The organism is Escherichia sp. R1 (genome assembly GCF_003000935.1).
Taxonomy (GTDB): Bacteria; Pseudomonadota; Gammaproteobacteria; order Enterobacterales; family Enterobacteriaceae; genus Escherichia; species Escherichia coli.
Genome location: NZ_PSRU01000001.1, coordinates 461,412 through 486,480, shown reverse-complemented (window position 1 = coordinate 486,480; position 25,069 = coordinate 461,412). Strand labels below are relative to the sequence as shown.

Genomic DNA, 25,069 nt, shown 5'->3' with positions numbered 1-25,069 from the left:
CATGATAAAGCCGGAGGAAACTTGCCTCCGGCATTACTATTTACTTGCCTGTGACCGCTGCTGCCGTTCCTGGCACCATCAGCTCTGTAGCAACGATAACAATCACCAAACCAACAAGCACCGGCACCGAGGTGCGTTTTACGACTTCAAACGGCGAGATCTTCGCCATCCCGGCAACCGCAACGACTACGCCAGAAACGGGCGAAAGGGTACGGCCCAGGTTTGACGCCTGCAGCATCGGGATAGTCAAATACGCCGGGTTAATGCCGGAAGAGTGCGCCAGTTTCGGGATCATCTCAACAAACGCATAAAACGGCGCATTGCCTGAACCGGTCGTGACTGCCGCCAGCATTGTCAGGATCACCAATACCAGCATCAGGATGATACTCGCCGAACCAAACGAGGTAGCGATAGAAATCAGACTTTGAATAAAGCCGATGGTGCTAAGCCCCTGAGCGAATACCCCAGCGGCAACCAGCAGCATCACCACGTTAGCAAATGCATCTGCCATACCGCGATAAGCCACTTCCAGACCAGAGAAAACTTTCTGGGTATTAAAGCTGCGGATGAACTCCAGAATGGAGGCAATTAGCATACAAATCACCAGAATAGTGATGATGTGTAATTGCGGACCCCATTTGCCGTCAAAAATCAGCACTCCGATGATCGGCGTGAACGGCAAAATGGCATAAAACGCAGGGGCAGTGGTGGTGATTTCACTGACATCTAACATTTCATGAGAGATGTGCTCTTTTTTATCCAGATAACGTTGCCAGAAGAAGTGGGCGATTGCCATGCCGATAATTGCAGCAATTGAGATAGGCAGCGTTGTTTTGAAGGCGAAGTCAATCAGCGACATTTCGGAAGCCTGCGCCGCCAGCACCACATCTCCTGAAGTCGGTGCGAGAATAATCGCCGCCGGGGAGGCACAAATGGCAGCAGCTGCGCCACGACTGATACCAACGTTTACCATCACCGGAAACAGGGTTGCCATCAGCAAAACACCCAGACCGGTTGCGGAAGAGACAGCCAGTGACATCAGACAGGCAACAAAATAGGCGGCAATCATCAGAAGGTAAGGGGAGTTAATATACTGCAATGGTTTTGACGCCAGCTTGACCACCATATCATTCGCGCCGATATGGGTCATGTAAGCGGCAAAGCCACACAGCATCATAATCATCATGCCGAGGTCGCCGCCGCGGCTCATTAGCAATATTTTAACGTATTCAACGATATCCGTGGCGCTGTAGCCTGTTGAAGCCTGGCTGGACGGTAACACTTTGTGCCCCATAATGGCACTGATAATCAGCAATAACAGGCCACCGACAAATAACACGCCAGTGGCCGAATACCCTTTAATGATGTAGCGAGCTACACCCACAATAACCACAACCCCAATAAGGAGTTCAATGAATGTCAGCATAATTTTTCCTGTCTCCAGGCCCCAAAGTAAATAATAAAAAATTCCTAAAAGTTAAGGAAAAAATATGCCCAATAAATTGGCGGTGAATGCTGATTAAAATCAAGAAAAACTGCCATTAAGACATTGAAGTTGCTGTTTTTATGCGTAGATAACAAAACGCATATTTAGCGGTTGGCAAATATCACATAATAATGTGTGTAAATTGATGGTGGATTGATGCAAATTTGTTAATTGTAAGGTGTTAGCTGCGGTTGTGTGCTCAAAAAATAATCTTCCATGAGCATGAGTTGACGATACATAATATATTTTTCGTTAAGATATTTTTTATATCTTATTAAAAAATAAAGTAATTTTTATCGGTTGTATTTTGTTATCAGAAACGACTTGGTTTTTCTTTTATGACTATTCCCATCGCAGAAAACGATGCGTCGTCTTTAATCGATGCGCGGAAATATTTATCTTGAACTAGCGGAAATAAATAGGGCAGCTATTCATATTATTCTTCATGTTGGGGCTATTGAGGTTATGTTAATTGTAGCTTTGCTATGTTAGTAGTAGATTTTTGATAAATGTTTAATGGTCACAAATGAACGTGAGTAAATATGTCGCTATATTTTTCTTTGTTTTTATTCAGTTAATCAGTGTTGGTAAAGTTTTTGCTAACGCTGATGAGTGGATGACAACGTTTAGAGAAAATATTGCACAAACCTGGCAACAGCCAGAACATTATGATTTATATATTCCTGCCATCACCTGGCATGCACGTTTTGCTTACGACAAAGAAAAAACCGATCGCTATAACGAGCGACCGTGGGGCGGCGGTTTTGGTCAGTCGCGTTGGGATGAAAAAGGAAACTGGCATGGCCTGTATGCCATGGCATTTAAGGACTCGTGGAACAAATGGGAACCGATTGCCGGATACGGATGGGAAAGTATCTGGCGACCGCTGGCGGATGAAAATTTTCATTTAGGCCTGGGATTTACCGCTGGCGTAACGGCGCGCGATAACTGGAATTACATCCCTCTTCCGGTTCTACTGCCATTGGCCTCTGTGGGGTATGGCCCCGCGACGTTTCAGATGACCTACATTCCGGGTACCTACAACAATGGCAATGTGTACTTTGCCTGGATGCGCTTTCAGTTTTGAGACAAATGAAGTTTTAGTAAATCCTTTAAAATCAACCAGTAAAATAATTAACATCAAAAATAACGCGACTTTTATCACTTTTTAGTAAAGTTGCACTGGACAAAGCGTACCACAATTGGTGTACTGGTAACCGACACAGCATTTGTGTCTATTTTTCATGTAAAGGTAATTTTGATGTCTAAGATTAAAGGTAACGTTAAGTGGTTTAATGAGTCCAAAGGATTCGGTTTCATTACTCCGGAAGACGGCAGCAAAGACGTGTTCGTACACTTCTCTGCAATCCAGACTAATGGTTTTAAAACTCTTGCTGAAGGTCAGCGCGTAGAGTTCGAAATCACTAACGGTGCCAAAGGCCCTTCTGCTGCAAACGTAATCGCTCTGTAAGATACGTCAGCAAGAATTCAAAACCCGCTTAATCAGCGGGTTTTTTTTGGTTTTTAGTGTGTGGTTGAGGCCGAAAACAGCCAGAAAGCCAGTGCGGTCATGGCAAAAGACCCCAAAAGATTGACGAAAACGTTCAGTAACGCCCAGCCAAAGCGGCCCTCTTGTAACAAAAACACCACTTCTGCCGAAAATGTTGAGAAGGTTGTTAGACCGCCACAAAATCCGGTGGTGATTAATACTTTCCACACTGGATCAATGTTCGTCATCCTGCTGAACCAGGCGAATCCCATTCCTATGATGAATGCCCCAATCAGGTTTGCTGCCAGCGTCCCCAACGGAATCGCCTGATGCAGCGGGTTAAATCGCATACTTAACAGCCATCTCGCCACGCTTCCCGTACCACCGCCTATAAAAACTGCTAAAAGAAGTTGTAACACTGCAAAATCCTGCTATTTGATTTGTATGAGTGATAAGTGTAACGCCGAATAATCGCCGTTGGCGAATTTTACGACTCTGACAGGAGGAGGTGGCAATGCTGGTTGCCGCAGGACAGTTTGCTGTTACATCTGTGTGGGAAAAGAACGCTGAGATTTGTGGCTCGTTGATGGCGCAGGCGGCGGAAAACGACGTTTCGCTGTTTGTCCTGCCGGAAGCATTACTGGCGCGTGATGATCATGATGCAGATCTATCGGTTAAATCAGCACAGCTGCTGGAAGGCGAATTCCTCGGACGTTTACGGCGAGAAAGTAAACGTAACATGATGACGACAATTCTGACGATTCATGTTCCTTCAACGCCGGGGCGCGCATGGAATATGCTGGTGGCGCTACAGGCAGGAAACATCGTCGCCCGTTATGCCAAACTGCATCTCTATGATGCATTTGCCATTCAGGAATCACGCCATGTTGATGCTGGTAATGAAATAGCTCCGTTACTGGAGGTGGAAGGGATGAAGGTCGGTCTGATGACCTGTTATGACTTACGCTTTCCAGAGCTGGCGCTGGCACAGGCATTACAGGGAGCTGAAATCCTGGTACTTCCTGCCGCCTGGGGTCGTGGGCCGCTCAAAGAGCATCACTGGTCAACGTTGCTTGCCGCTCGTGCGCTGGATACCACCTGTTATATGGTGGCGGCGGGGGAGTGCGGGAACAAAAATATCGGGCAAAGCCGGATTATAGATCCCTTTGGCGTCACCATTGCGGCAGCGTCAGAAATGCCTGCACTCATTATGGCGGAAGTGACGCCCGAACGTGTGCGTCAGGTACGCGCGCAACTGCCCGTCTTAAACAACCGTCGCTTTGCGCCGCCGCAATTATTATGATGTTTTTTTACTCGGTGCTTGATTCACCTTGTTACAGATTGCTATTGTGTGCGCGCGTCGAATGACCGTTAATATTCTCTGGTTTTTAAGGCGCGTTCTGTTGCCGGTTATATGTCAAGAAGGTATCTATGGGTGAGATTAGTATTACCAAACTGCTGGTAGTTGCGGCGCTGGTCGTTCTGCTGTTTGGGACTAAGAAGTTACGTACGCTGGGCGGAGACCTTGGAGCGGCCATTAAAGGGTTCAAGAAGGCGATGAATGATGACGATGCTGCGGCGAAAAAAGGCGCAGACGTTGATCTTCAGGCTGAAAAGCTCTCTCATAAAGAGTGACGTGGCGAGCAGGACGCTCCCTCAATATCTTGTTCGATACAAAAACCCGCTTCAAAAAGCGGGTTTTTTATCAGACAGATGTAAGTAATTATTACAGGATTACTTAACTTCCATCCCTTTCGCCTGCAAATCGGCGTGGTAAGAAGAGCGGACAAACGGACCGCATGCAGCATGGGTAAAGCCCATCGCCAGCGCTTCGGCTTTCATTTCGTCGAACTCATCCGGGCTAACGTAACGTTGAACCGGCAGGTGATGGCGGCTTGGCTGCAAATATTGCCCCAGCGTTAGCATCGTCACACCATGACGGCGCAGGTCGCGCATTACCTCAATAATTTCTTCATTGGTTTCACCCAGTCCCACCATCAGACCAGACTTGGTCGGGATTTCCGGATGCGCTTCTTTAAAGCGTTCCAGCAGCTTAAGCGACCAGTTGTAATCTGCACCAGGCCGTACCTGACGGTAAATACGCGGTACGTTTTCCAGGTTATGGTTGAACACATCTGGTGGCGTTGCAGTCAGAATATCCAGAGCACGATCCATACGACCACGGAAATCCGGCACCAGAGTTTCAATTTTGATTTGCGGGCTTTTTTCCCGAATGGCAGTAATGCAATCCGCAAAGTGCTGGGCACCGCCATCGCGCAGGTCATCACGGTCAACGGAGGTGATAACCACATAACGCAGCGCCATATCGGCAATGGTCTGCGCCAGTTTCACTGGTTCATTGGCATCAGGAGCTACCGGGCGACCGTGGGCAACGTCACAGAACGGGCAACGGCGGGTACAAATAGCGCCGAGGATCATAAACGTTGCTGTGCCGTGGTTAAAGCATTCCGCCAGGTTAGGGCAGGAGGCTTCCTCGCAGACAGAATGCAGGCCATTTTTGCGCATTGCGGCTTTGATGCCCTGGATACGTGTAGAGTCCGCTGGAAGCTTGATTTTCATCCATTCCGGCTTGCGCAGCAGGGCTTCGCGCTCTGTTGCCACGTTTTTAACCGGGATAAGGGCCATCTTATCGGCATCGCGGTATTTAACACCGCGTTCCATCACAATGGGTTTACTCATAGCGTGCGTGTTCCAGTTGCGAATTACGAAGAAAAGCGTTTCAATTCAATAGATTGTTGTAATTATCAACTATTTTTGAATTAACGACTGGCAGTATATCATTGAAACGGACCTGAAAGCAGCCAAAGCGGTCGCGAAAATGTAAAATTGTTGTTGGATTGTGCCATTTTATCGTTCTGCGCTGTGATCTGGCTGTAACAATACTTTTTCAAAATGCATTACGGATAACATCTATGGTCCTGTGCAAAACATGTTATCGGTGATGAGATCGGTTTGAAACTGACTGAGTTGGTTTTCCGCGCCGCTGATGGGCGGGTTGCGCAGTAAAAGCTGTGGATAGTGAGTTTTAATCGCCCGATAGATGACAGGAAGGACCAGGGCTCCGACCGAGGGGGGGCAGATTAAGCACTTTCGCTGCATTAACGATTCCTTTATGGACATATGCAACTTCAAAATAGTCAGAAGGGTAAGATCAATATTTCGTAAGGTTGTAAATATTTGTGGTTTACCTTCTGACGATTTTCTGCTTAAACAGGGTTCAATTTGATTATTACTATCCACGCACTTACTCCAATTTCATTCATGAAAAAATAATATTTAAAAAAATTACAATAATCTTATGTCTAATTGGGACGGAACGCTTTTGCTCACCATGGTAATTATTTCAATGAGTTAACCAATTGGGTGAGCTACGGAGCAAGGCGTAGCATCGCATTTCTGCAAGTGATAAAGAAAATATACAAACGCGAAGGAGATGTAAAGCATTAGCAGGTATTATGAGTAATGACCCAGTGTAAATTGGGCCATTGATGTATGGAATTAAGCGGTAATATATTCGAAGTCAGGATTGTTTAGTAGCGCTAAAATATTTTCCAGTAAACGTGGTGCAATATTATTAGTCGTCGCTTCGGGTTTCCATTGTGATATTTTAGCCATTTCCATTCCTGCATACCCACAAGGATTAATACGTAAAAATGGTGAAAGATCCATATTGACGTTTAATGCCAGACCGTGGAATGAACAACCGCGTCGAATACGTAAACCCAGTGAGCAAATTTTCTTTTCCCCGACATAGACACCAGGCGCGTCAGCCCGAGGATGCGCTTCTATACCCAGTTCAGCCAGGGTATTCACCACTGTTTGCTCAAGCAAGGTCACCAGTTCACGCACACCGAGTTTACGGCGTTTCAGGTTAAGCAACACATACATCACCTGTTGCCCCGGCCCGTGATAAGTCACCTGCCCACCGCGATCGCTCTGGATCACCGGAATATCACCCGGCATTAAAATATGCTCCGCCTTTCCTGCCTGCCCTTGGGTGAATACCGGATAGTGCTCGACCAGCCAGATTTCATCAAGGGTACTATCATCGCGGGTATCGGTGAATTCATGCATAGCCTGGGAGATTGGCTCGTAAGGCTGAAGACCGAGCTGGCGGACAAGAATTTTATCCTGATACAAAACGGCATCTCCGTGGAGAATGAGTAAAAGTGGGGGAAAAGTATATCACAGCGAGGAGAGGGGAGTTACCCGACCAGGAGCCGGGTAACGGAGAAGCGAGTTACAGAACCATGCGGACAATATCGATTTTGCCCAGTTCTTCATACAGTGTTTCAACCTGCTCGATATGAGTGGCGTTGATAGTGATAGATACCGAGTGGTAGTTGCCTTTGCTGCTTGGTTTTACCGTTGGGGTGTAGTCACCTGGCGCATGGCGCTGTACCACTTCAACCACCTGATCAACCAGCTCAGGTAACGCCTGCCCCATAACTTTGTAAGTAAAAGGAGTAGGGAATTCAAGCAGTTCGTTAAGTTTGGTTTTCATGTCAGCTCCGGCGTAACGTAATTAAATAGCAACTCCCGCCAGAAGGCGGGAGTTTTTTACTGATGCTTAGTATATGGGGACGGAAATTACACTTTCAAGTGCTCAATTTTTAACCAAACCAGTGATGGAACATTAATTTAATGTAATCAATGATTTTGCCGAAGAAGTTACCTTCCGGGATTTCTTGCAGCACAACCAGCGGGCGTTGTTCGATCGTTTTGCCATCAAGCTGGAAGTTGATAGTTCCGACGACCTGATTCTTTTGCAGCGGCGCATGCAATTCACTGCTGTTCAGCACATAGCTGGCTTTCAGATCTTTCATGCGACCACGCGGAATGGTCAGGTACACGTCTTTATCAACCCCTAACGAAGCGCGATCAGAATCACCAAACCAAACCGGTTCAGAGGCGAACTCTTTACCTACTTTCAGTGGGTTAACGGTTTCGAAGAAACGGAAGCCCCAGGTTAGCAATTTTTTACTTTCGGCTTCACGGCCTTTAAAAGTACGTCCGCCCATCACCGCAGAGATCAAGCGCATCTGGCCTTCAGTCGCAGAAGCAACAAGGTTGTAACCTGCTTTGTCAGTGTGTCCGGTTTTGATGCCGTCGACATTCAGGCTGTTATCCCATAACAGGCCGTTACGGTTCAGCTGGCGAATACCGTTAAACGTAAATTCTTTTTCTTTATAGATCGAGTATTCATTCGGTACGTCACGGATCAACGCCTGGCCGATCAGCGCCATATCTCGCGCGGAGCTGTACTGACCATCAGCATCCAGACCGTGTACCGTCTGGAAGTGGGTATTTTTCAGGCCCAGGGCGTTAACGTAGCTGTTCATCAAGCCAACAAAAGCGTCCTGGCTACCAGCGGCAAAATCGGCCATGGCGACACAAGCATCGTTACCCGATTGCAGGTTAATACCGCGGATCAGCTGAGAAACCGGAACCTGCATGCCCGGTTTGAGGAACATCAGCGAAGAACCTTTAAACACCGGGTTACCGGTGGCCCATGCGTCGTTGCCGATAGTGACTAAATCAGTTTCTTTAAATTTACCGGCTTTCATTGCCTGGCCGATAACGTAACTGGTCATCATTTTGGTCAGGCTGGCAGGATCGCGGCGGACATCAGCGTTCTGTTCGGCGAGTACTTTGCCGGAGTTGTAGTCAATCAGGATGTAGGACTCCGCGTCGATCTGCGGTACACCCGGGATCATGGTTTTGATATTCAGGTCATCGGCATGTGCAGCAGAGATAAAGGCTGTGCAAAGAGCCGTGGTGAGCGCCAGGCGCTTCATGATACGAGCGGAAAAAATGGTATTCATGGTCTGAACTACGACATCCGTGATGGAATTAAAAAAAGTGCCCTACTATAGCAAATGCACTACCGGCAGGCATCTGACTTTCCGCGTGACTTTGTTAACGTCATTTACAGAAATTGACACATCAGATGCCTGCTTTACGCTACTGCGCGGTGGTAATAAATGACTGTAATTGGGCTTCGGTTTGCAAACGTTGCTGCAAGGTACTGGCTTCGGCTTTGCTGGCGAATGGGCCAAGCTGGATCCGCCAGACCGCGCCATTTTGAGTTACGCGACCGGGGACGCCGAACTTCTGTCCCAGTTGCTGTTGGTACTGTTGCGCACGAGCCTGATCGCTAACGGCCCCGACTTGCACCATAAAGTTGCCGCTGGCGCTTTGCGAGGCGGCTTGCGGTATCACCATTGCAGGTGAGGTTGCAGGCGTTGTCGACGGAGCTGTAACAACGGGCTGTGGCGCAGGCGTCGGTTCGCTGCCTTCCAGTACACCAGGCGCTAAGGTCGTTGGTGCGCCGAGGAAACCGCTGCTGGTTACCGGCGCGCCGGTCGGATCTTCGCTTTTTAGCGTCGAATTACTGACCGGAAGAATGTCACCCTGCGGGACAGGCACTGAACTTGTTCCCGCGCCACCGCTTAAATCGGGAGGTGCTGGCAGGGCGTAAGTCTGTTTGGCGACTGTGGTACAAGCCATACCAGGACCAGAAAGCGAACCATCCTGGGCGACAATAATCGGATCGATACGAACTTTGGTGTTGTTTGACGTGTTAAGACGGTCAGCTGCCGCGCGAGAAAGCGAAATCACGCGGTCGTTGCCATAAGGGCCGCGATCATTAATGCGCACCACGATCATTCGCCCGTTAGCCAGGTTAGTGATTCTGGCGTAGCTGGGGATTGGAAGCGTTGGATGGGCCGCCGTCAACTGTGTCGGATCGAAAGCTTCGCCAGAGGCCGTCAGGTTACTGCCGGGTTCGGCATCATAGATTGCCGCCAGTCCCGCCTGGCTAAATCGAGACGGATCCTGCACGATTTTGTAGCTTTTACCGTCGCGCTGGTAATCCTGATTTGCCGTCGCGTTCAGTGGTTCGAAACGCGGGTCTGCCCCGCTAATTTCAACTATGGGGCCGTTACATACCGCAGGCTGCGGTACACTTACCGTCTGTTGCTGACCATCATCGCTTGTACATGCCGCGAGCATTCCTGCCGCGATGCAGATCCCGAGCCACTGCTTACGCATTGCGCACCTCTTACACGCTTTTCGACAACATTTTCCTGTGGGTGTGGATTGACATTACAATCCCGAACCCAGCCATCAGCACAATTAGCGCCGATCCTCCATAACTGACCAGTGGGAGCGGAACCCCTACAACCGGCAGAATACCGCTTACCATACCAATATTTACGAAGACATAAACGAATAATATCAGCATTAAGCCGCCAGCCATGACGCGACCAAAGGTGGTTTGCGCTCTGGCGGCTATCCACAGCCCGCGCATGATCAGCAGAATGTAGAGAGCGAGCAGAATCAAAATGCCCACTAATCCCAGCTCTTCCGCCAGTACCGCGAAGATAAAGTCGGTATGGCGTTCGGGGAGAAATTCAAGCTGTGACTGAGTGCCGTGCAGCCAGCCTTTGCCGCGTAATCCGCCGGAGCCAATAGCAATTTTAGACTGAATAATGTGATAGCCTGCGCCGAGTGGGTCTGATTCCGGGTCCAGGAGCATCATTACGCGTTGGCGCTGGTAATCATGCATCAGGAAGAACCACAGAATCGGAATGAACGCCGCTACCAGCACTACTGCGACGCCAATCAGACGCCAGCTAAGGCCAGAGAGGAACAGTACAAACAGGCCGGAAAGCGCAACGAGGATTGATGTTCCCAAGTCAGGCTGTGCAGCCACCAGCAGCGTGGGCATAAATATCAGCACCAGCGCGATAGCTGTATTCTTCAATGAAGGTGGGCAAACGTCGCGGTTGATAAAGCGTGCAACCATCAACGGTACGGCTATCTTGGCAATTTCCGACGGTTGAAAACGAACAATACCGAGGTCCAGCCAGCGTTGAGCGCCTTTAGAGATGGCACCGAAAGCATCTACCGCCACCAGCAAAATAATACAGATGATATAGAGATAGGGGGCCCAGCCTTCATAAACGCGTGGAGGAATTTGCGCCATCACCACCATGATGACCAGACCCATCGCAATCTGGCCGATTTTACGCTCCATCATGCCAATATCCTGACCGCTGGCGCTCCAGATAACCAGGGCGCTGTAAACCAGCAATGCCAGTAAGATCAGCAGCATTGTGGGATCGAGATGGACTTTATCCCAGAATGTTTTTTTATTCGGATTATCCGTCATGATTAATGGTCCTCCGCTGCGGCAACCGCTGGATTTTCCGCAGGCAGATCGGTGTTGTTATCACCCAGCATAATGTGGTCGAGGATCTGGCGCATCAGCGTACCAACCGCCGGACCCGCGCCGCCGTTCTCCAGAATCATGGCGACAGCCACTTGCGGATTGTTGTATGGCGCAAAGGCGGTCATCAGTTTGTGGTCACGTAAACGCTCGGCAATTTTGTGCGCATTATAGGTTTCGTTCGCTTTCAGACCGAAGACCTGAGCTGTACCAGATTTCGCCGCAATTTTGTACGGTGCGCTGGCAAAGTATTTATGCGCCGTACCGTTAGGGCGGTTAGCAACACCGTACATACCGTCTTTTGCCAGCTCCCAGTAACCGGAATGAATATCGCCGACGGGCGGTTCATGCGGTTGTACCCATGGCACCTGTTTGCCGTCTTCGGCGGTGCTCATCAGCAAATGCGGAACCTTCACGATACCGTCATTAATCAGGATCATCAGTGCCTTACTCATCTGGATTGGGGTCGCTGTCCAGTAACCCTGACCGATACCAACCGGAATGGTGTCACCCTGATACCACGGTTTTTTAAAGCGTTTCTGTTTCCATTCGCGGGTAGGCATGTTGCCGGAACGTTCTTCCGCCAGGTCGATACCGGTGTAATGACCATAACCGAATTTCCCCATCCATTCGGAGAGGCGATCGATCCCCATATCGTAGGCCACCTGATAGAAGAAGGTATCCGCAGATTCTTCCAGCGATCTTGTGACATTCAGACGCCCGTGGCCCCATTTTTTCCAGTCACGATAACGTTTTTCCGACCCTGGCAGTTGCCACCAGCCGGGGTCAAACAGCGTCGTATTGCGCGTGATCACCCCGGCACTCAATGCCGAAACCGCAACATAGGGTTTAACTGTAGACGCGGGAGGATAAACCCCCTGTGTGGCGCGGTTCACCAGCGGTGTATTCGGGTCGTTCAGCAAGGCGGAATAATCTTTGCTGGAGATACCGTCAACAAACAGGTTTGGGTCATAACTAGGCGTGGAAACCAGCGCCAACACCCCACCTGTACGCGGATCGGTGACTACCACAGCTGCGCGGCTACCCGCCAGCAACGTTTCAATATATTGCTGGAGTTTGAGATCCAGCGTCAGGTAAATATCGTGTCCGGCTTGCGGTGGTACTTCTTTTAACTGGCGGATAACACGCCCACGGTTGTTAACTTCAACCTCTTCATAACCGGTCTGACCGTGCAGCACGTCTTCATAGTAACGTTCAATGCCCAGCTTACCGATATCATGCGTTGCCGCATAGTTGGCCAGTTTGCCGTCATTATTCAGGCGTTCGACGTCTTTATCGTTGATTTTCGACACATAGCCGATGACGTGGGTCAACGCCGAACCGTAAGGATAGTAACGACGTTTATAGCCTTTAACTTCAACACCCGGAAAACGGTACTGGTTGACGGCAAAGCGAGCTACTTGTACTTCGGTCAGGTTAGTTTTCACCGGAATAGAGGTGAAACGGTGTGAACGTGCGCGCTCTTTTCGGAATGCAGCAATATCATCATCGGTCAGATCAACCACGCTGCGCAAAGCGTCCAGCGTTTGCTGCACGTTATCGACTTTCTCCGGCATCATTTCTATCTGGTAGATAGTGCGGTTGAGAGCCAGAGGGATACCGTTACGGTCGTAGATAATGCCGCGGCTGGGTGCGATAGGCACCAGCTTAATGCGGTTTTCATTAGAGCGGGTCTGGTAGTCGGTAAAGCGAACAATTTGCAGATTATACAGGTTGGCGATAAGCACGCCGGTCAGCAGCAAAATCCCCAAAAAGGCGACCAGCGCCCGGCGCACAAACAGCGCGGACTCTGCCGTATAGTCGCGAAAAGAGTTCTGTAGTTTCATCCGCTGCGTTTTCTACTCAAAGCTCACTTATCACTCACGGTGATAAGGATGGTTGGTGGTGATGCTCCACGCCCGGTACAGACTCTCTGCGACCAGCACGCGAACCAGCGGATGGGGAAGGGTAAGTGCCGACAGCGACCAGCTCTGCTCCGCCGCCGCTTTACAGGCAGGCGACAACCCTTCAGGCCCGCCAATCAGTAGACTGACGTCGCGACCATCCAGCTTCCAGCGTTCCAGCTCAGCGGCTAACTGCGGCGTATCCCAGGGCTTGCCTGGAATATCGAGGGTGACAATGCGGTTTTTGCCTGCGGCCGCCAACATCTGCTCACCCTCTTTGTCGAGTATGCGCTTGATGTCCGCATTCTTGCCGCGTTTTCCGGCCGGAATTTCAATCAGCTCGAAGGGCATATCTTTCGGAAAACGACGCAGGTACTCGGTAAAACCGGTTTGTACCCAGTCCGGCATTTTCGTTCCCACGGCGACAAGTTGCAGCTTCACGCATTAACTCCAGAGTTTTTCCAGTTCATACAGGCGACGGCTCTCTTCCTGCATGACATGGACAATCACATCGCCCAAATCCACGACAATCCAGTCGGCGCTGTTTTCACCTTCTACGCCGAGCGGTAACAGGCCCGCTGCGCGAGACTCCTGCACAACGTGATCAGCAATGGACATAACATGGCGGCTGGACGTACCCGTACAGATGATCATGCAGTCGGTGATGCTGGATTTGCCCTGAACGTCTAAGGCGATGATGTCCTGACCTTTGAGGTCATCAATTTTGTCGATAACAAAATCCTGGAGTGCTTTACCCTGCAAGTTTTCCCCCTGGGTGAATCAAATAGATAAAAATGGTCTGTCAGTATACCTGAACCAGAGGCGATTTCGGGACAATTGTCGCCGAATCGGCTTTCGAAAGTGGGCTATCATCCCACCCCGCGCCGCAGATTGCATCGCCATTTTTGTAAAACAATTTCTACAAAGTCGTGTCTGGCGGAAAAAGTCTGGCTGCGGAGAATATCAGCCTGCCCGGGGCTGTCAATGGTCGTTGCGGCTTACCCGTAAAAAAACAGAAAAGTCATGCATTCTCGACCCCGATGGCACGGCTATTGAGGACGCGTAGCGTCGCGAATTTTTGGTTGATATCAATGGCGCTCCAACACCCCTGGTCAACGCGGAAATGCCACATAGACTCGGCAGGCATGCCAATTAAACGAGCAATTAACAGACTCAGTACGCCCTGATGGCTGACGACTAAAATATTCTGATAGTGCTGATATTCACTAAGCCTTGCGATAAATCGTTCCACACGTTGCGAAAATGCCTGAAATCCTTCACCGTTCGTGGGGATAGCATGCTGCCAGTCATTGCACCACGCGCTATAGTTTTCGGCATCTTCTTGCATGAGGTCACGATGATGTCGCATCTCCCAGTCGCCAAAAAACATTTCATTGAGTTCAGGGATGATATGAACGGGGTGCTGGCGGTCACTAAGAACCAGTCGCGCGGTATGCTGTGCCCGTTCCAGTTCACTGCATAAAACCAGGTCAAAGGAAACATCATGTAGCAGCGTATGCAGATTTTGCGCTTGCTCAATACCGCGCGCGGTCAGGGGTGTGGGCGCATGACCGCTGTACAGACCATCGACATTCGCTTGCGTTTCACCATGACGAATTAACCACAGTCGCATCATGCCCTCCGTAACGACAGGTATCAGCGATACAAGCCTTGTTGGTTAATGTAAGTCAGTACCGGTTCCGGTAATAAATCCTCACACGATTCACCATTTTGCAAACGTTCGCGGATGATGGTCGCCGAGATGTTAAACCACGGCGTTTCAGCCAGATAAATTTTACCGGCAGGCTGAAGGTGAAGATCTTCCGGGTTATGTGTCAAATGATCCTCCAGCCATTGCTGGTATTGCGGTTGCGCCATTTCAAGTGGGTAACCAGGACGCCGACAGACGATCAAATGTGCATTGTCGAGTATCGTTTCGTATTCGTACCAGGTCGGAAAGGTCAGCAATGAATCCTGACCAATAATAAACGCCAGCGGCACGTCCGGTCCTTGCTCCTGCCGCCACTCTTTCAGTGTTTGCGCAGTGTAAGAGGGGGCATTGCGCTTTAGCTCGCGTTCATCAAGGGTAAACAGTGGCTTGTCAGCTATCGCCAGTTCAAGCATGTGTTTACGCTGCGCGCTGTTCGCTTCCGGCTGGGGACGATGCGGAGGAACATTATTAGGGATGATTGTGACCCGCGTCAGACCAATCAAATTCGCCAGCGTTTCCACGGGTTTAAGATGACCATAGTGCACCGGATCAAAGGTGCCGCCAAACAGAGCCTGTAAAGATTTCATATCAACCGTCGATAAATACGTCCGCCAGGGGTTTATGGCACAACAGAAGAGATAACCCTTCCAGCTCTGCCCACACTGACTGACCGTAATCTTGTTTGAGGGTGAGTTCCGTTCGTGTCAGGAGTTGCACGGCCTGACGTAACTGCGGCTGGCTTAAGCGATTTAACGCCTCGCTCATCATGCCCCTGCGGTTCTGCCATACCCGATGCTTATCAAACAACGCACGCAGTGGCGTATGGGCAGACTGGCGTTTCAGGTTAACCAGTAACAACAGTTCACGTTGTAATGTGCGCAACAAAATAACCGGTTCGCTGCCTTCCAGACGCAGCTGCTGAAGAATATGCAACGCGCGCTTACTTTTTCCCATCAACAAAGCATCAACCCAATGAAAAGGGGTGAAATGCGCGGCATCATTCACCGCCTGTTCAACGCGCGGTAATGTCAGTTTGCCGTCCGGCCAGAGTAGCGATAAACGCTCCAGTGCCTGGGCCAGCGCCAGCAGGTTACCTTCATAACAGTAGCAGAGCACCTGATTTGCAGCGTCATCCAGTTCTAAGTTGAGCTGTTTTGCGCGCGCAGCAACCCAGCGGGGAAGCTGAGCCTGCTCCGGTGTCTGACAGGTCACCTGCACGCTGCGATTCGCAAGAGCAGTAAACCAGGCGGCATTTTCTTGCGCTTTGCTTAATTTATTACCGCGGACGATCAACAGCAGGTCGTCATGGAGAAGTCCGGTGAGTGTGAGAAGTTGTTCATTGATCGCCGCATTCGGTCCGTTTTCTGGTAACAACAGCAATAGCGTTTGTCTACTGGCAAACAGACTCATAGCCTGGCATAACGAAAAGATCGCATTCCAGTCAGTGTTGGGATCAATGGAAAAAGTGTGGTGTTCTTCGAATCCTTGTGCCGCAGCGACCTGACGAACAGCGTCCTGGCTTTCCTGCAATAACAGAGGATCGTTACCAAGTAAAAGATACGCCGCGCGCAGCCCTTCATTGAGCTGCGCGCGGAGTTGTTCCGGGTACAACCGAATCATCAGTTACCCAGCGTGGTGGAGACGCGTGCAGGCGTTGCCAGAGTATCCGTTGTGGTCGACGTCTGTTCTTCGTCGGAACGAATATCCGCAGCACGGATGCTTGGCAGCTTACGAATCAGCTGTTCGGCAGCACGGTCGTACATCTCTTTTACGATCATGTCTTGTTCGTTATCTTTCGCTAACGCCATTTGCGGGTTATCGAAGAACGAACGGAAGACTTTGGCGCTAATCGGGTAGATATCACGGCCGGGGATCAACACGGTCGCATTCACCGTCATGATCATCTGATACTCTGCTGTTTGACCGTTACGGAATACCGATGCGGTATCTTTCGCGATGCTCACTTTACCCAAACGCAGGGATGGAACGTCCTTACGCGTGGTTTCTTTATCAAGCAACTCGACACCATTCAGACGTAACTGGTTACGCACCGCACGGCTTAATGGCCCGTTCGGATCGCCTGAGTCCAGGATCATGACCTTCATAGTGGAAGGAACCTGCGTGGTATCACGCAGATGCCAGCCACACCCGGCGGTGATTAACACCGCCAGAGATAACAACAATGTTGCCAGATATCGCACGCTTCCTCCCGCGCTTAGCCAACGACCAGATTGAGGAGTTTACCGGGTACGTAAATCACTTTACGTACAGTAACGCCATCAAGATATTTTGCTACCAGATGTTCCTGGCCAGCACGTTCGCGAACCTGTTCTTCCGTTGCGTCCACCGGAACGGTGATTTTTGCACGGACTTTACCGTTAACCTGCACCACGACCAGCGTGGAGTCTTCCACCATCGCTTTTTCGTCAGCAATCGGCCACGGCGCGTTGTCGATATCGCCTTCGCCTTTCAGTTCCTGCCACAGCGTGAAGCAGATGTGCGGGGTGAACGGGTTAAGCATACGGACCACCGCCAGCAGCGCTTCCTGCATCAGGGCGCGATCCTGCTCGCCATCGGTCGGGGCTTTCGCCAGTTTGTTCATCAGCTCCATAATCGCCGCAATTGCGGTGTTGAAGGTCTGACGACGGCCGATATCATCGGTTACTTTAGCGATAGTTTTATGCACATCGCGACGCAGCGCTTTCTGATCTTCAGTCAGCGCATCGACGTTCAGTGCCGCAACATCACCTTTTGCTGTGTGCTCGTACACCAGTTTCCAGACACGTTTCAGGAAGCGGTTAGCCCCTTCCACGCCGGATTCCTGCCATTCGAGAGTCATATCAGCCGGAGAAGCAAACATCATAAACAGACGAACGGTGTCCGCGCCGTAACGTTCAACCATCACCTGCGGGTCGATACCGTTGTTCTTCGACTTGGACATTTTGCTCATGCCGGTATAAACCAGTTCATGGCCTGCCGCATCTTTCGCTTTCACGATACGGCCTTTCTCGTCACGTTCAACGATAGCATCAACCGGGGAAACCCAGTTACGTTCGCCGTTTTCACCAACATAGTAGAAGGCATCTGCCAGCACCATACCCTGACACAGCAACTGTTTCGCTGGTTCGTCAGAGTTCACCATGCCTGCATCACGCATCAGTTTGTGGAAGAAGCGGAAGTAGAGCAGGTGCATAATGGCGTGTTCGATACCACCAATGTAAATATCCACCGGCAGCCAGTAGTTAGCCGCTTTGGAATCCAGCATACCTTCTTTGTACTCCGGGCAAGTGTAGCGCGCATAGTACCAGGAGGACTCCATAAAGGTGTCGAAAGTGTCGGTTTCACGCAGTGCTGGCATACCGTTAACGGTAGTTTTTGCCCATTCCGGATCTGCTTTAATCGGGCTGGTAATGCCGTCCATCACCACATCTTCCGGCAGGATCACCGGCAGCTGGTCGTCCGGGGTCGGCATTACGGTACCGTCTTCCAGCGTCACCATCGGAATCGGCGCGCCCCAGTAACGCTGACGAGAAACACCCCAGTCGCGCAGGCGGTAGTTCACTTTACGCTCGCCAACGCCCATCGCAGTCAGTTTATCGGCGATGGCGTTGAAGGCCGCTTCATGGTCAAGACCATTAAACTCGCCAGAGTTGAACAGCACGCCTTTTTCAGTCAGGGCTTGCTGAGAAAGATCTGGCTCAGAGCCGTCAGCTGCCAGGATAACCGGTTTGATGTTCAGGCCGTATTTAGAGGCAAACTCGTAGTCGCGCTGGTCGTGACCCGGAACTGCCATAACTGCGCCCGTGCCGTATTCCATCAATACGAAGTTTGCTGCCCAAACGGGAATTTCTTCGCCCGTTAATGGGTGAACCGCTTTAAAGCCAGTATCGACGCCTTTTTTCTCCATCGTCGCCATTTCAGCTTCGGCAACTTTGGTGTTACGGCATTCGTCAATAAAGGCGGCCAGTTCAGGATTATTTTCCGCCGCTTTCTGTGCCAGCGGATGACCCGCAGCCACCGCCAGGTAGGTACAACCCATAAAGGTGTCCGGGCGGGTAGTGTAAACGGTCAGCGTGTTGTCATAGTCGTTAACGTTGAAGGTGATTTCCACGCCTTCGGAACGACCGATCCAGTTACGCTGCATTGTTTTAACGGTGTCTGGCCAGTGATCCAGTTTATCCAGATCGTTGAGCAGCTCGTCAGCGTAAGCAGTGATTTTGATAAACCACTGCGGGATCTCTTTACGCTCAACTTTGGTATCGCAGCGCCAGCAGCAGCCGTCGATAACTTGTTCGTTCGCCAGTACGGTCTGGTCGTTCGGGCACCAGTTGACCGCAGAAGTCTTCTTATATACCAGGCCTTTTTTATACAGTTCGGTGAAGAATTTCTGTTCCCAACGGTAGTATTCCGGCGTACAGGTCGCCAGCTCGCGGCTCCAGTCATAACCAAAGCCCAGCATTTTGAGCTGGTTTTTCATATACGCGATGTTGTCGTACGTCCACGGTGCTGGCGCGGTGTTGTTTTTCACCGCCGCGCCTTCCGCAGGCAGACCAAATGCGTCCCAGCCGATTGGCTGCAGGACGTTTTTGCCCAGCATGCGCTGGTAGCGGGCGATCACGTCACCGATGGTGTAGTTGCGAACGTGGCCCATGTGTAGTCGACCAGAAGGATAGGGAAGCATAGACAGGCAGTAATACTTCTCTTTGCTCTCGTCTTCGGTTACTTCAAATGTGCGCTTCTCATCCCAGTGAAGCTGTACTTTGGATTCTATCTCTTCCGGGCGGTATTGCTCTTGCATGGCAGCCAGTGGTCCTGTTTTCAATACTGCTACAAATGTAGCGTTGATGTGGTTTTTCAGATCCGCATAGCATAGCCCAAACGCCCGCGCCAAAACAGCCTTTCGCGCACTCGACGTTGAAATGATGCCCGGATTATTCATACATTAATTTACAGAGTTTGTGGGCGTATTAGCAAAGCAAGGAACAAAGAACGTCTATTATTATAGTCAGTTAACGACCCGGGAGATGAAACGATGAACAAGGTTGCTCAATATTACCGTGAACTGGTCGCGTCACTGAGCGAACGCCTGCGCAATGGCGAACGTGATATCGACGCACTGGTGGAACAGGCGCGCGAGCGCGTAATAAAAACAGGGGAGTTAACGCGAACCGAGGTCGATGAGCTGACGCGAGCTGTCAGACGTGACCTGGAAGAGTTCGCCATGAGCTATGAAGAGAGCCTGAAAGAAGAGTCTGACAGCGTCTTTATGCGGGTGATTAAAGAAAGCTTGTGGCAGGAGCTGGCAGACATCACCGATAAAACGCAGCTTGAATGGCGCGAAGTTTTCCAGGACCTCAATCATCACGGGGTTTATCACAGCGGAGAAGTGGTAGGGCTGGGAAATCTGGTCTGCGAGAAATGTCACTTCCATCTCCCGATCTATACACCGGAAGTGCTGACGCTATGCCCGAAATGTGGTCATGATCAGTTCCAGAGACGCCCGTTCGAGCCGTAATGAAATGAGTGGTGCCGGATGGCGTGATGTCATCCGGCGAGTGATTAAGCGTAAAATTTCAGACGATCAGCCAGTAAATCAACAAAGCCCTGACGATCAACATCGACCATTACGGTGGCATTCGGTTTATTGCCAGTCAGATAATAATAATCAACAACCGTCATACCCTGGGTATATTTCCCTTGTGTTTCCACGCCAACCCAGCGCTAAACAGTGGTAAACAACTCCGGTTTCAACAGCCAGGCGATGGTGCATGGGTCATGCAGTGGTGCGCCGACAAAGCCCCATTTTTCGTCTTTGTGATATTCGAGGAAGAAATCCAGCAGTTCGGCAACAATGGTTGAAACAGGGTTGCCAATCGCGCGGAAACGCTCAGTGTCTTCAACGTGGATTTGTGCTTTGTGAGTAACATCCAGACCGGCCATCACCACCGGAATTCCTGACTGGAAGACAATTTCTGCCGCTTCCGGGTCAACGTAAATATTAAATTCAGCCGCAGGCGTCCAGTTACCAAGCCCCATTGCGCCGCCCATAATCACGATACGGGCAATTTTGCTATGCAGTTCCGGGTGGCTATTGAGCAGCAAGGCAACGTTAGTTTGCGGTCCGGTAGAAACAATGGTGACAGGTTCCTCACTTTCACGCAGCGTTTTCGCCATCAGCTCCACTGCCGTGCAGTTTTGCGGTGCGAACGTCGGTTCCGGTAATGCCGGGCCGTCGAGACCGCTTTCGCCGTGCACGTTGTCCGCAATAATCAAATTACGCATTAACGGTTTTACCGCACCGCTTGCTACCGGAATATCGGTGCGATTAAGCAAGGTCAGCATACGCAGAACATTGCGTAAGGTTTTTTCTGGTGTCTGGTTTCCGGCGGAAGACGTAATTGCTTTGACATCAAGCTCTGGTGAGGCGAGGGCGAGAACGATTGCGATAGCGTCGTCATGACCTGGGTCGCAATCTAACAGAATTGGCAGTGCCATTGTTGCTCCTTGTTGTGTGTTTCTTTGCGACAAGGGTAACGCCGGGATGTAACAGATACGAGGGACGAAACGAGAAAGCGTGAGATGGCGCGCAATTGAGTATGCGCGCCAGAGTGATTAATGCAGGATTTTTGCGAGGAAGTCTTTTGCGCGGTCCGATTTCGGATCATCGAAGAAAGCGTCTTTCGGCGAGTCTTCGACAATTTTACCCTCGTCCATAAAGATCACCCGATTCGCCACTTTACGGGCAAAGCCCATTTCGTGGGTCACCACCATCATCGTCATTCCTTCGTTCGCCAGTTCGACCATCACGTCCAGCACTTCGTTGATCATCTCCGGATCCAGCGCCGACGTTGGTTCGTCGAACAGCATGGCAATAGGATCCATGCACAATGCGCGAGCGATCGCCACACGCTGCTGCTGGCCGCCGGAAAGCTGCGCCGGAAACTTATTGGCATGTGCGGAAAGCCCGACGCGCTCCAGCAATTTCAATGCTTTTTCACGAGCCGGCGCTTTATTGCGTTTAAGCACTTTCACCTGCGCCAGGGTCAGGTTTTCGATAATCGACAGATGGGGGAACAGCTCGAAATGCTGAAACACCATCCCGACGCGGGAACGCAGTTTCGCCAGATCGGTTTTCTTGTCGTTAACCACGATGCCATCGACGGTGATTTCACCTTGCTGCACCGGTTCGAGGCCGTTGACGGTTTTAATCAGCGTTGATTTGCCGGAACCAGACGGACCGCAAACCACCACAACTTCGCCTTTTTTCACTTCGGTTGAGCAGTCGGTCAGCACCTGAAAGTGACCATACCATTTTGAAACATTTTTCAGGGTAATCATTATGCTGTCCTTCTTTTCAAGTAGCTGACCAACAACGACGCGCTAAGGCTAATAACGAAATAAACAAATCCGGCAAACAGGATCATCTCAACCTGCGTACCATCACGCTCACCAATGGTTGAGGCGGTACGGAAGAAATCGGCCAGAGATAACACATACACCAGTGAGGTATCCTGAAACAGTACGATGCCCTGAGTGAGCAACAGCGGCACCATCGCGCGGAACGCCTGCGGCAGAATAATCAGTTTCATCGACTGCCAGTGAGTCATTCCCAACGCCAGCGCGGCGCTCGACTGACCACGAGAAATACTTTGAATACCAGCACGGATAATCTCTGAATAGTAGGCCGCTTCAAACATCGAAAACGCCACCATCGCCGAAATTAAACGGATATCATTTTTGGGTGATAATCCCAGCACGTTTTGCAGAAAACCCGGTACGATCAGGTAAAACCACAGCAAAACCATAACTAAAGGAATCGAGCGGAATACGTTAACGTAGGCTTTGGCAAACCACGCTACGGGCGCAAAGCTGGACAAGCGCATCACCGCCAGCATGGTGCCCCACAAAATACCAATCACCACTGCCGTGACGGTGATTTTCAGCGTGATCACCAGCCCGTCGAGCAGATATGGCAGGGAAGGAACAATGGAACTCCAGTCAAACTCGTACATTATTTGCCCCCCATGTTGCCGGGCAGACGAACTTTACGTTCAACCAGCGTCATCACCAGCATGATAAAAGCGTTAATCAATACATACGCCAGCGTGATGGCGGTAAACGACTCCCAGGCGTGGGCCGAGTAATCGAGCAATTTACCCGCCTGCGCCGCCATATCCACCAGACCGATAGTCGAGGCGATGGCGGAGTTTTTCACCAGGTTCATCATCTCTGAGGTCATCGGCGGGACGATAACGCGATAAGCATTAGGCAGCAGTACGTAGCGGTAAGCCTGCGGTAGCGTCAGACCCATCGCCAGCGCGGCATTTTTTTGCCCACGCGGCAGCGACTGAATAGCGGCGCGTACCTGTTCGCAAACACGGGCGGCGGTAAACAGCCCCAGGCAGAGCATGGATGAAAGGAAAAATTGAATATTAGGGTCCAGTTCCGCCTTAAACCACATGCCGATTTTCTCTGGCAGCAGCTCCGGGATCACCAGGTACCAGGTAAAGAATTGCACAATCAACGGCACGTTGCGGAACAGTTCGACATACAACGTACCCAGACCGGAGAGAAAACGGTTTGGAACGGTACGTAAAATGCCGAAAAATGAACCGACGAGGAAAGCGATAATCCAGGCGCAGATCGACAAAGCGATCGTCACCTGAAAGCCACTCCAGATCCAACCAAGATAGGTGGTGTTGCCGAACGGGGCTTGTTGTAAAAAAATACCCCAGTTCCAGTCTATAGACATAAATCTACTCCAGAAAAAAGAGGGTAGCAGCGTTAACTGCTACCCTCGAAGATTGTTACCCAGCGTATTGCGGTTTTCAGGCCCGATGGGGAACGACCACCAGGCGTATAGTCTGTCCGTGCTACGTAACAATCGAGAGGGCTGGAATTTCCGCCCCTGGTTCTTGTAATTAGTTCAGTGCCTTGTCATTCGGTTCTTTGAACAGTGCTTTCATTTCGTCTGACAGTTCGAAACTCATGTTCAGGTTTTTCGGCGGAATTGGATTTTTGAACCACTTATCAAACCATTTTTCCGCTTCACCGGAGGTCTGCACCTGAGCGATGGTATCATCCATCAGCTTTTTGAACTGCGGATCGTCTTTACGCAACATGCAACCATAGGCTTCCTGAGACTGCGGCTTGCCGACGATTTCCCAGTTGTCTGGTTTCTTCGCTTTCGCACGTTCACCGGCCAGCAGAGCATCATCCATCATAAAGGCAACGGCACGACCGCTTTCCAGGGTACGGAAAGAGTCACCGTGATCTTTGGCGCTGATGATGCGCATATTCATTTTTTGCTCTTCATTCAGTTTGTTGAGCAAAACTTCAGAGGTGGTGCCGGAAGTGACGACTACGGCTTTGCCTTTCAGGTCGGCAAAATCTTTGATATCGCCGCCCTTTTTGGTCAGCAGGCGCGTACCGACCACGAAAATAGTGTCAGAGAAAGCCGCCTGTTTTTGGCGTTCGGCATTGTTGGTGGTAGAACCGCATTCAAAATCGAAAGTGCCGTTTTGCAGCAGTGGAATACGGTTTTGTGAGGTGATCGGAATCAATTTCACCTGTAAGTCTGGTTTGTTGAGTTTCTTTTTCACTGCTTCAACAATGGCGTTGGAGTAATCCTGCGAGTAGCCCACCACTTTTTGCTGATTGTCGTAATAAGAGAAAGGTACTGAAGATTCACGGTGACCGACGACAATCACGCCGTTTTTGGCGATTTTGTCCAGCGTGCTGCCTGCTGCCGGGGCGGCGTCATCTGCCTGTGCCAGTCCTGCGGAAAGCGCCAGGGCCAGGATTGCTGTGGCAGGTTTACGTAATTGCATATCCAACTCCTTTATCTTCTGCGTTAAAAACGCATGGATACCCGTTGTGAGTGTTTGTGTTGTTATCATCTGCGACTTTATTGTGCAGTGTTGTGTTTGTTAGGTAACATTTAGTTTGGATAAATGTAAAGATATTGTTGTTTTATTGTTTATTTTTGCGAGGTGCGCCGCACCATTCCGAAGCAAAATTCTTAAACCGCACCTTTTTGGTGCTACCGCTGATTTGTGGTGGTGCAACCCGGTTGCGTTGCGGCTGATTTCATTGCTTACACAGTAAATAAAGCAACTTACATGCCAAAAAATACTTAGGGGTGAATTAATTACGATTGTAATTTCAGTTTGAAAAAGTCATATTTCGGACAGTGTTAACTTTTCGGTGTGGGACGTTTGCCGGG

25 protein-coding genes and 2 pseudogenes are annotated in these 25,069 nt (G+C 50.3%); 5 read left to right on the top strand and 22 right to left on the bottom strand.

What is annotated here, in order from left to right:
• Positions 1-40 precede the first annotated feature (40 nt).
• Positions 41-1,426 (bottom strand): anaerobic C4-dicarboxylate transporter DcuC, encoded by a 1,386-nt coding sequence (gene dcuC / locus C4F37_RS02485; protein WP_000955057.1) that lies wholly within the window; start codon positions 1,424-1,426, stop codon positions 41-43.
• Positions 1,427-2,012: 586 nt separating this feature from the next.
• Between dcuC and pagP the strand changes: the two genes are divergently transcribed.
• Both pagP and cspE read left to right on the top strand, forming a co-directional pair.
• Positions 2,013-2,573 carry a lipid IV(A) palmitoyltransferase PagP gene (pagP, locus tag C4F37_RS02475; RefSeq protein ID WP_001773878.1) on the top strand — a complete coding sequence of 187 codons (561 nt, stop codon included), beginning with the start codon at positions 2,013-2,015 and terminating at the stop codon, positions 2,571-2,573.
• A gap of 174 nt (positions 2,574-2,747) precedes the next feature.
• Positions 2,748-2,957, top strand: coding sequence for a transcription antiterminator/RNA stability regulator CspE (cspE, locus tag C4F37_RS02470; RefSeq protein WP_000034825.1), 210 nt, complete (start codon positions 2,748-2,750; stop codon positions 2,955-2,957).
• Positions 2,958-3,010: 53 nt separating this feature from the next.
• On the opposite strand, the gene crcB is transcribed toward cspE, so the two are convergent.
• Positions 3,011-3,394: a fluoride efflux transporter CrcB gene (crcB, locus tag C4F37_RS02465; protein WP_000939740.1), complete on the bottom strand. Its 384-nt coding sequence runs from the start codon at positions 3,392-3,394 to the stop codon at positions 3,011-3,013.
• 95 nt (positions 3,395-3,489) lie between these two features.
• Here crcB and C4F37_RS02460 point away from each other — a divergent pair, with 95 nt between their 5' ends.
• Positions 3,490-4,278, top strand: a complete 789-nt coding sequence (locus C4F37_RS02460) for a deaminated glutathione amidase (protein ID WP_001538446.1) — start codon at positions 3,490-3,492, stop codon at positions 4,276-4,278.
• A gap of 128 nt (positions 4,279-4,406) precedes the next feature.
• On the top strand, positions 4,407-4,610 hold the full coding sequence (gene tatE / locus C4F37_RS02455; protein WP_000503931.1) for a twin-arginine translocase subunit TatE: 204 nt from the start codon (positions 4,407-4,409) through the stop codon (positions 4,608-4,610).
• A gap of 99 nt (positions 4,611-4,709) precedes the next feature.
• On the opposite strand, the gene lipA is transcribed toward tatE, so the two are convergent.
• The 15 genes and pseudogenes from lipA to leuS all read right to left on the bottom strand — a co-directional run bounded on the left by lipA (position 4,710) and on the right by leuS (position 19,642).
• On the bottom strand, positions 4,710-5,675 hold the full coding sequence (gene lipA, locus C4F37_RS02450) for a lipoyl synthase (protein WP_000042632.1): 966 nt from the start codon (positions 5,673-5,675) through the stop codon (positions 4,710-4,712).
• A gap of 240 nt (positions 5,676-5,915) precedes the next feature.
• A pseudogene (locus C4F37_RS27485) lies at positions 5,916-6,236 on the bottom strand (YbeF family transcriptional regulator); the annotation flags it as partial.
• 258 nt (positions 6,237-6,494) lie between these two features.
• On the bottom strand, positions 6,495-7,136 hold the full coding sequence (gene lipB / locus C4F37_RS02430) for a lipoyl(octanoyl) transferase LipB (protein ID WP_000284027.1): 642 nt from the start codon (positions 7,134-7,136) through the stop codon (positions 6,495-6,497).
• A gap of 100 nt (positions 7,137-7,236) precedes the next feature.
• Positions 7,237-7,500, bottom strand: coding sequence for a DUF493 family protein YbeD (gene ybeD, locus C4F37_RS02425; protein ID WP_000850550.1), 264 nt, complete (start codon positions 7,498-7,500; stop codon positions 7,237-7,239).
• A 109-nt stretch (positions 7,501-7,609) separates the two neighbouring features.
• Positions 7,610-8,821, bottom strand: coding sequence for a D-alanyl-D-alanine carboxypeptidase DacA (dacA, locus tag C4F37_RS02420; RefSeq protein WP_001092082.1), 1,212 nt, complete (start codon positions 8,819-8,821; stop codon positions 7,610-7,612).
• Positions 8,822-8,960: 139 nt separating this feature from the next.
• On the bottom strand, positions 8,961-10,049 hold the full coding sequence (rlpA, locus tag C4F37_RS02415; protein WP_001538448.1) for an endolytic peptidoglycan transglycosylase RlpA: 1,089 nt from the start codon (positions 10,047-10,049) through the stop codon (positions 8,961-8,963).
• 10 nt (positions 10,050-10,059) lie between these two features.
• Positions 10,060-11,172 (bottom strand): peptidoglycan glycosyltransferase MrdB, encoded by a 1,113-nt coding sequence (gene mrdB, locus C4F37_RS02410; RefSeq protein ID WP_000131717.1) that lies wholly within the window; start codon positions 11,170-11,172, stop codon positions 10,060-10,062.
• A 2-nt stretch (positions 11,173-11,174) separates the two neighbouring features.
• On the bottom strand, positions 11,175-13,076 hold the full coding sequence (gene mrdA, locus C4F37_RS02405; RefSeq protein WP_000776191.1) for a peptidoglycan DD-transpeptidase MrdA: 1,902 nt from the start codon (positions 13,074-13,076) through the stop codon (positions 11,175-11,177).
• A 30-nt stretch (positions 13,077-13,106) separates the two neighbouring features.
• Entirely contained in the window at positions 13,107-13,574 is a 468-nt protein-coding gene (gene rlmH, locus C4F37_RS02400) for a 23S rRNA (pseudouridine(1915)-N(3))-methyltransferase RlmH (RefSeq protein WP_000776104.1), read from the bottom strand.
• A gap of 3 nt (positions 13,575-13,577) precedes the next feature.
• On the bottom strand, positions 13,578-13,895 hold the full coding sequence (rsfS, locus tag C4F37_RS02395; RefSeq protein ID WP_001161664.1) for a ribosome silencing factor: 318 nt from the start codon (positions 13,893-13,895) through the stop codon (positions 13,578-13,580).
• A gap of 259 nt (positions 13,896-14,154) precedes the next feature.
• The gene (locus tag C4F37_RS02390) at positions 14,155-14,766 is read right to left on the bottom strand and encodes an adenosylcobalamin/alpha-ribazole phosphatase (protein WP_001351014.1); all 612 of its coding nucleotides are present in this window, start codon (positions 14,764-14,766) and stop codon (positions 14,155-14,157) included.
• A gap of 23 nt (positions 14,767-14,789) precedes the next feature.
• Complete coding sequence (nadD, locus tag C4F37_RS02385; RefSeq protein ID WP_000838879.1) at positions 14,790-15,431, bottom strand: nicotinate-nucleotide adenylyltransferase; 642 nt, start codon at positions 15,429-15,431, stop codon at positions 14,790-14,792.
• A 1-nt stretch (position 15,432) separates the two neighbouring features.
• Positions 15,433-16,464, bottom strand: coding sequence for a DNA polymerase III subunit delta (gene holA, locus C4F37_RS02380; protein WP_000620539.1), 1,032 nt, complete (start codon positions 16,462-16,464; stop codon positions 15,433-15,435).
• Positions 16,464-17,045 carry an LPS assembly lipoprotein LptE gene (gene lptE / locus C4F37_RS02375; protein WP_001269669.1) on the bottom strand — a complete coding sequence of 194 codons (582 nt, stop codon included), beginning with the start codon at positions 17,043-17,045 and terminating at the stop codon, positions 16,464-16,466. The genes holA and lptE overlap by 1 nt, the downstream gene beginning before the upstream one ends.
• 14 nt (positions 17,046-17,059) lie before the next feature.
• Positions 17,060-19,642, bottom strand: a complete 2,583-nt coding sequence (gene leuS / locus C4F37_RS02370; protein ID WP_001538450.1) for a leucine--tRNA ligase — start codon at positions 19,640-19,642, stop codon at positions 17,060-17,062.
• 234 nt (positions 19,643-19,876) lie between these two features.
• On the opposite strand from leuS, the gene C4F37_RS02365 reads away from it, so the two are divergent.
• Entirely contained in the window at positions 19,877-20,359 is a 483-nt protein-coding gene (locus C4F37_RS02365; RefSeq protein WP_001044880.1) for a zinc ribbon-containing protein, read from the top strand.
• A 44-nt stretch (positions 20,360-20,403) separates the two neighbouring features.
• Here the strand turns inward: C4F37_RS02365 and rihA are convergent.
• From rihA to gltI, 5 genes and pseudogenes are all read right to left on the bottom strand, one after another.
• Positions 20,404-21,339: pseudogene (rihA, locus tag C4F37_RS02360) on the bottom strand (pyrimidine-specific ribonucleoside hydrolase RihA).
• A 117-nt stretch (positions 21,340-21,456) separates the two neighbouring features.
• The gene (gene gltL, locus C4F37_RS02355; RefSeq protein WP_000631389.1) at positions 21,457-22,182 is read right to left on the bottom strand and encodes a glutamate/aspartate ABC transporter ATP-binding protein GltL; all 726 of its coding nucleotides are present in this window, start codon (positions 22,180-22,182) and stop codon (positions 21,457-21,459) included.
• Entirely contained in the window at positions 22,182-22,856 is a 675-nt protein-coding gene (gltK, locus tag C4F37_RS02350; RefSeq protein WP_000272824.1) for a glutamate/aspartate ABC transporter permease GltK, read from the bottom strand. Before gltK ends, gltL begins: the two co-directional genes overlap by 1 nt.
• Positions 22,856-23,596, bottom strand: coding sequence for a glutamate/aspartate ABC transporter permease GltJ (gltJ, locus tag C4F37_RS02345; RefSeq protein WP_000020941.1), 741 nt, complete (start codon positions 23,594-23,596; stop codon positions 22,856-22,858). The genes gltK and gltJ overlap by 1 nt, the downstream gene beginning before the upstream one ends.
• 169 nt (positions 23,597-23,765) lie before the next feature.
• Positions 23,766-24,674, bottom strand: a complete 909-nt coding sequence (gene gltI / locus C4F37_RS02340; protein WP_001538451.1) for a glutamate/aspartate ABC transporter substrate-binding protein GltI — start codon at positions 24,672-24,674, stop codon at positions 23,766-23,768.
• Positions 24,675-25,069 lie beyond the last annotated feature (395 nt).

Excerpts from the sequence above, each read along its gene's own strand:
- dcuC (WP_000955057.1), bottom strand. The coding sequence starts at position 1,426 with ATGCTGACATTCATTGAACTCCTTATTGGGGTTGTGGTTATTGTGGGT.
- pagP (WP_001773878.1), top strand. The coding sequence starts at position 2,013 with ATGAACGTGAGTAAATATGTCGCTATATTTTTCTTTGTTTTTATTCAG.
- cspE (WP_000034825.1), top strand. The coding sequence starts at position 2,748 with ATGTCTAAGATTAAAGGTAACGTTAAGTGGTTTAATGAGTCCAAAGGA.
- C4F37_RS02460 (WP_001538446.1), top strand. The coding sequence starts at position 3,490 with ATGCTGGTTGCCGCAGGACAGTTTGCTGTTACATCTGTGTGGGAAAAG.
- tatE (WP_000503931.1), top strand. The coding sequence starts at position 4,407 with ATGGGTGAGATTAGTATTACCAAACTGCTGGTAGTTGCGGCGCTGGTC.
- lipA (WP_000042632.1), bottom strand. The coding sequence starts at position 5,675 with ATGAGTAAACCCATTGTGATGGAACGCGGTGTTAAATACCGCGATGCC.
- ybeD (WP_000850550.1), bottom strand. The coding sequence starts at position 7,500 with ATGAAAACCAAACTTAACGAACTGCTTGAATTCCCTACTCCTTTTACT.
- dacA (WP_001092082.1), bottom strand. The coding sequence starts at position 8,821 with ATGAATACCATTTTTTCCGCTCGTATCATGAAGCGCCTGGCGCTCACC.
- rlpA (WP_001538448.1), bottom strand. The coding sequence starts at position 10,049 with ATGCGTAAGCAGTGGCTCGGGATCTGCATCGCGGCAGGAATGCTCGCG.
- mrdB (WP_000131717.1), bottom strand. The coding sequence starts at position 11,172 with ATGACGGATAATCCGAATAAAAAAACATTCTGGGATAAAGTCCATCTC.
- mrdA (WP_000776191.1), bottom strand. The coding sequence starts at position 13,076 with ATGAAACTACAGAACTCTTTTCGCGACTATACGGCAGAGTCCGCGCTG.
- C4F37_RS02390 (WP_001351014.1), bottom strand. The coding sequence starts at position 14,766 with ATGCGACTGTGGTTAATTCGTCATGGTGAAACGCAAGCGAATGTCGAT.
- nadD (WP_000838879.1), bottom strand. The coding sequence starts at position 15,431 with ATGAAATCTTTACAGGCTCTGTTTGGCGGCACCTTTGATCCGGTGCAC.
- holA (WP_000620539.1), bottom strand. The coding sequence starts at position 16,464 with ATGATTCGGTTGTACCCGGAACAACTCCGCGCGCAGCTCAATGAAGGG.
- leuS (WP_001538450.1), bottom strand. The coding sequence starts at position 19,642 with ATGCAAGAGCAATACCGCCCGGAAGAGATAGAATCCAAAGTACAGCTT.
- C4F37_RS02365 (WP_001044880.1), top strand. The coding sequence starts at position 19,877 with ATGAACAAGGTTGCTCAATATTACCGTGAACTGGTCGCGTCACTGAGC.
- gltL (WP_000631389.1), bottom strand. The coding sequence starts at position 22,182 with ATGATTACCCTGAAAAATGTTTCAAAATGGTATGGTCACTTTCAGGTG.
- gltK (WP_000272824.1), bottom strand. The coding sequence starts at position 22,856 with ATGTACGAGTTTGACTGGAGTTCCATTGTTCCTTCCCTGCCATATCTG.
- gltJ (WP_000020941.1), bottom strand. The coding sequence starts at position 23,596 with ATGTCTATAGACTGGAACTGGGGTATTTTTTTACAACAAGCCCCGTTC.
- gltI (WP_001538451.1), bottom strand. The coding sequence starts at position 24,674 with ATGCAATTACGTAAACCTGCCACAGCAATCCTGGCCCTGGCGCTTTCC.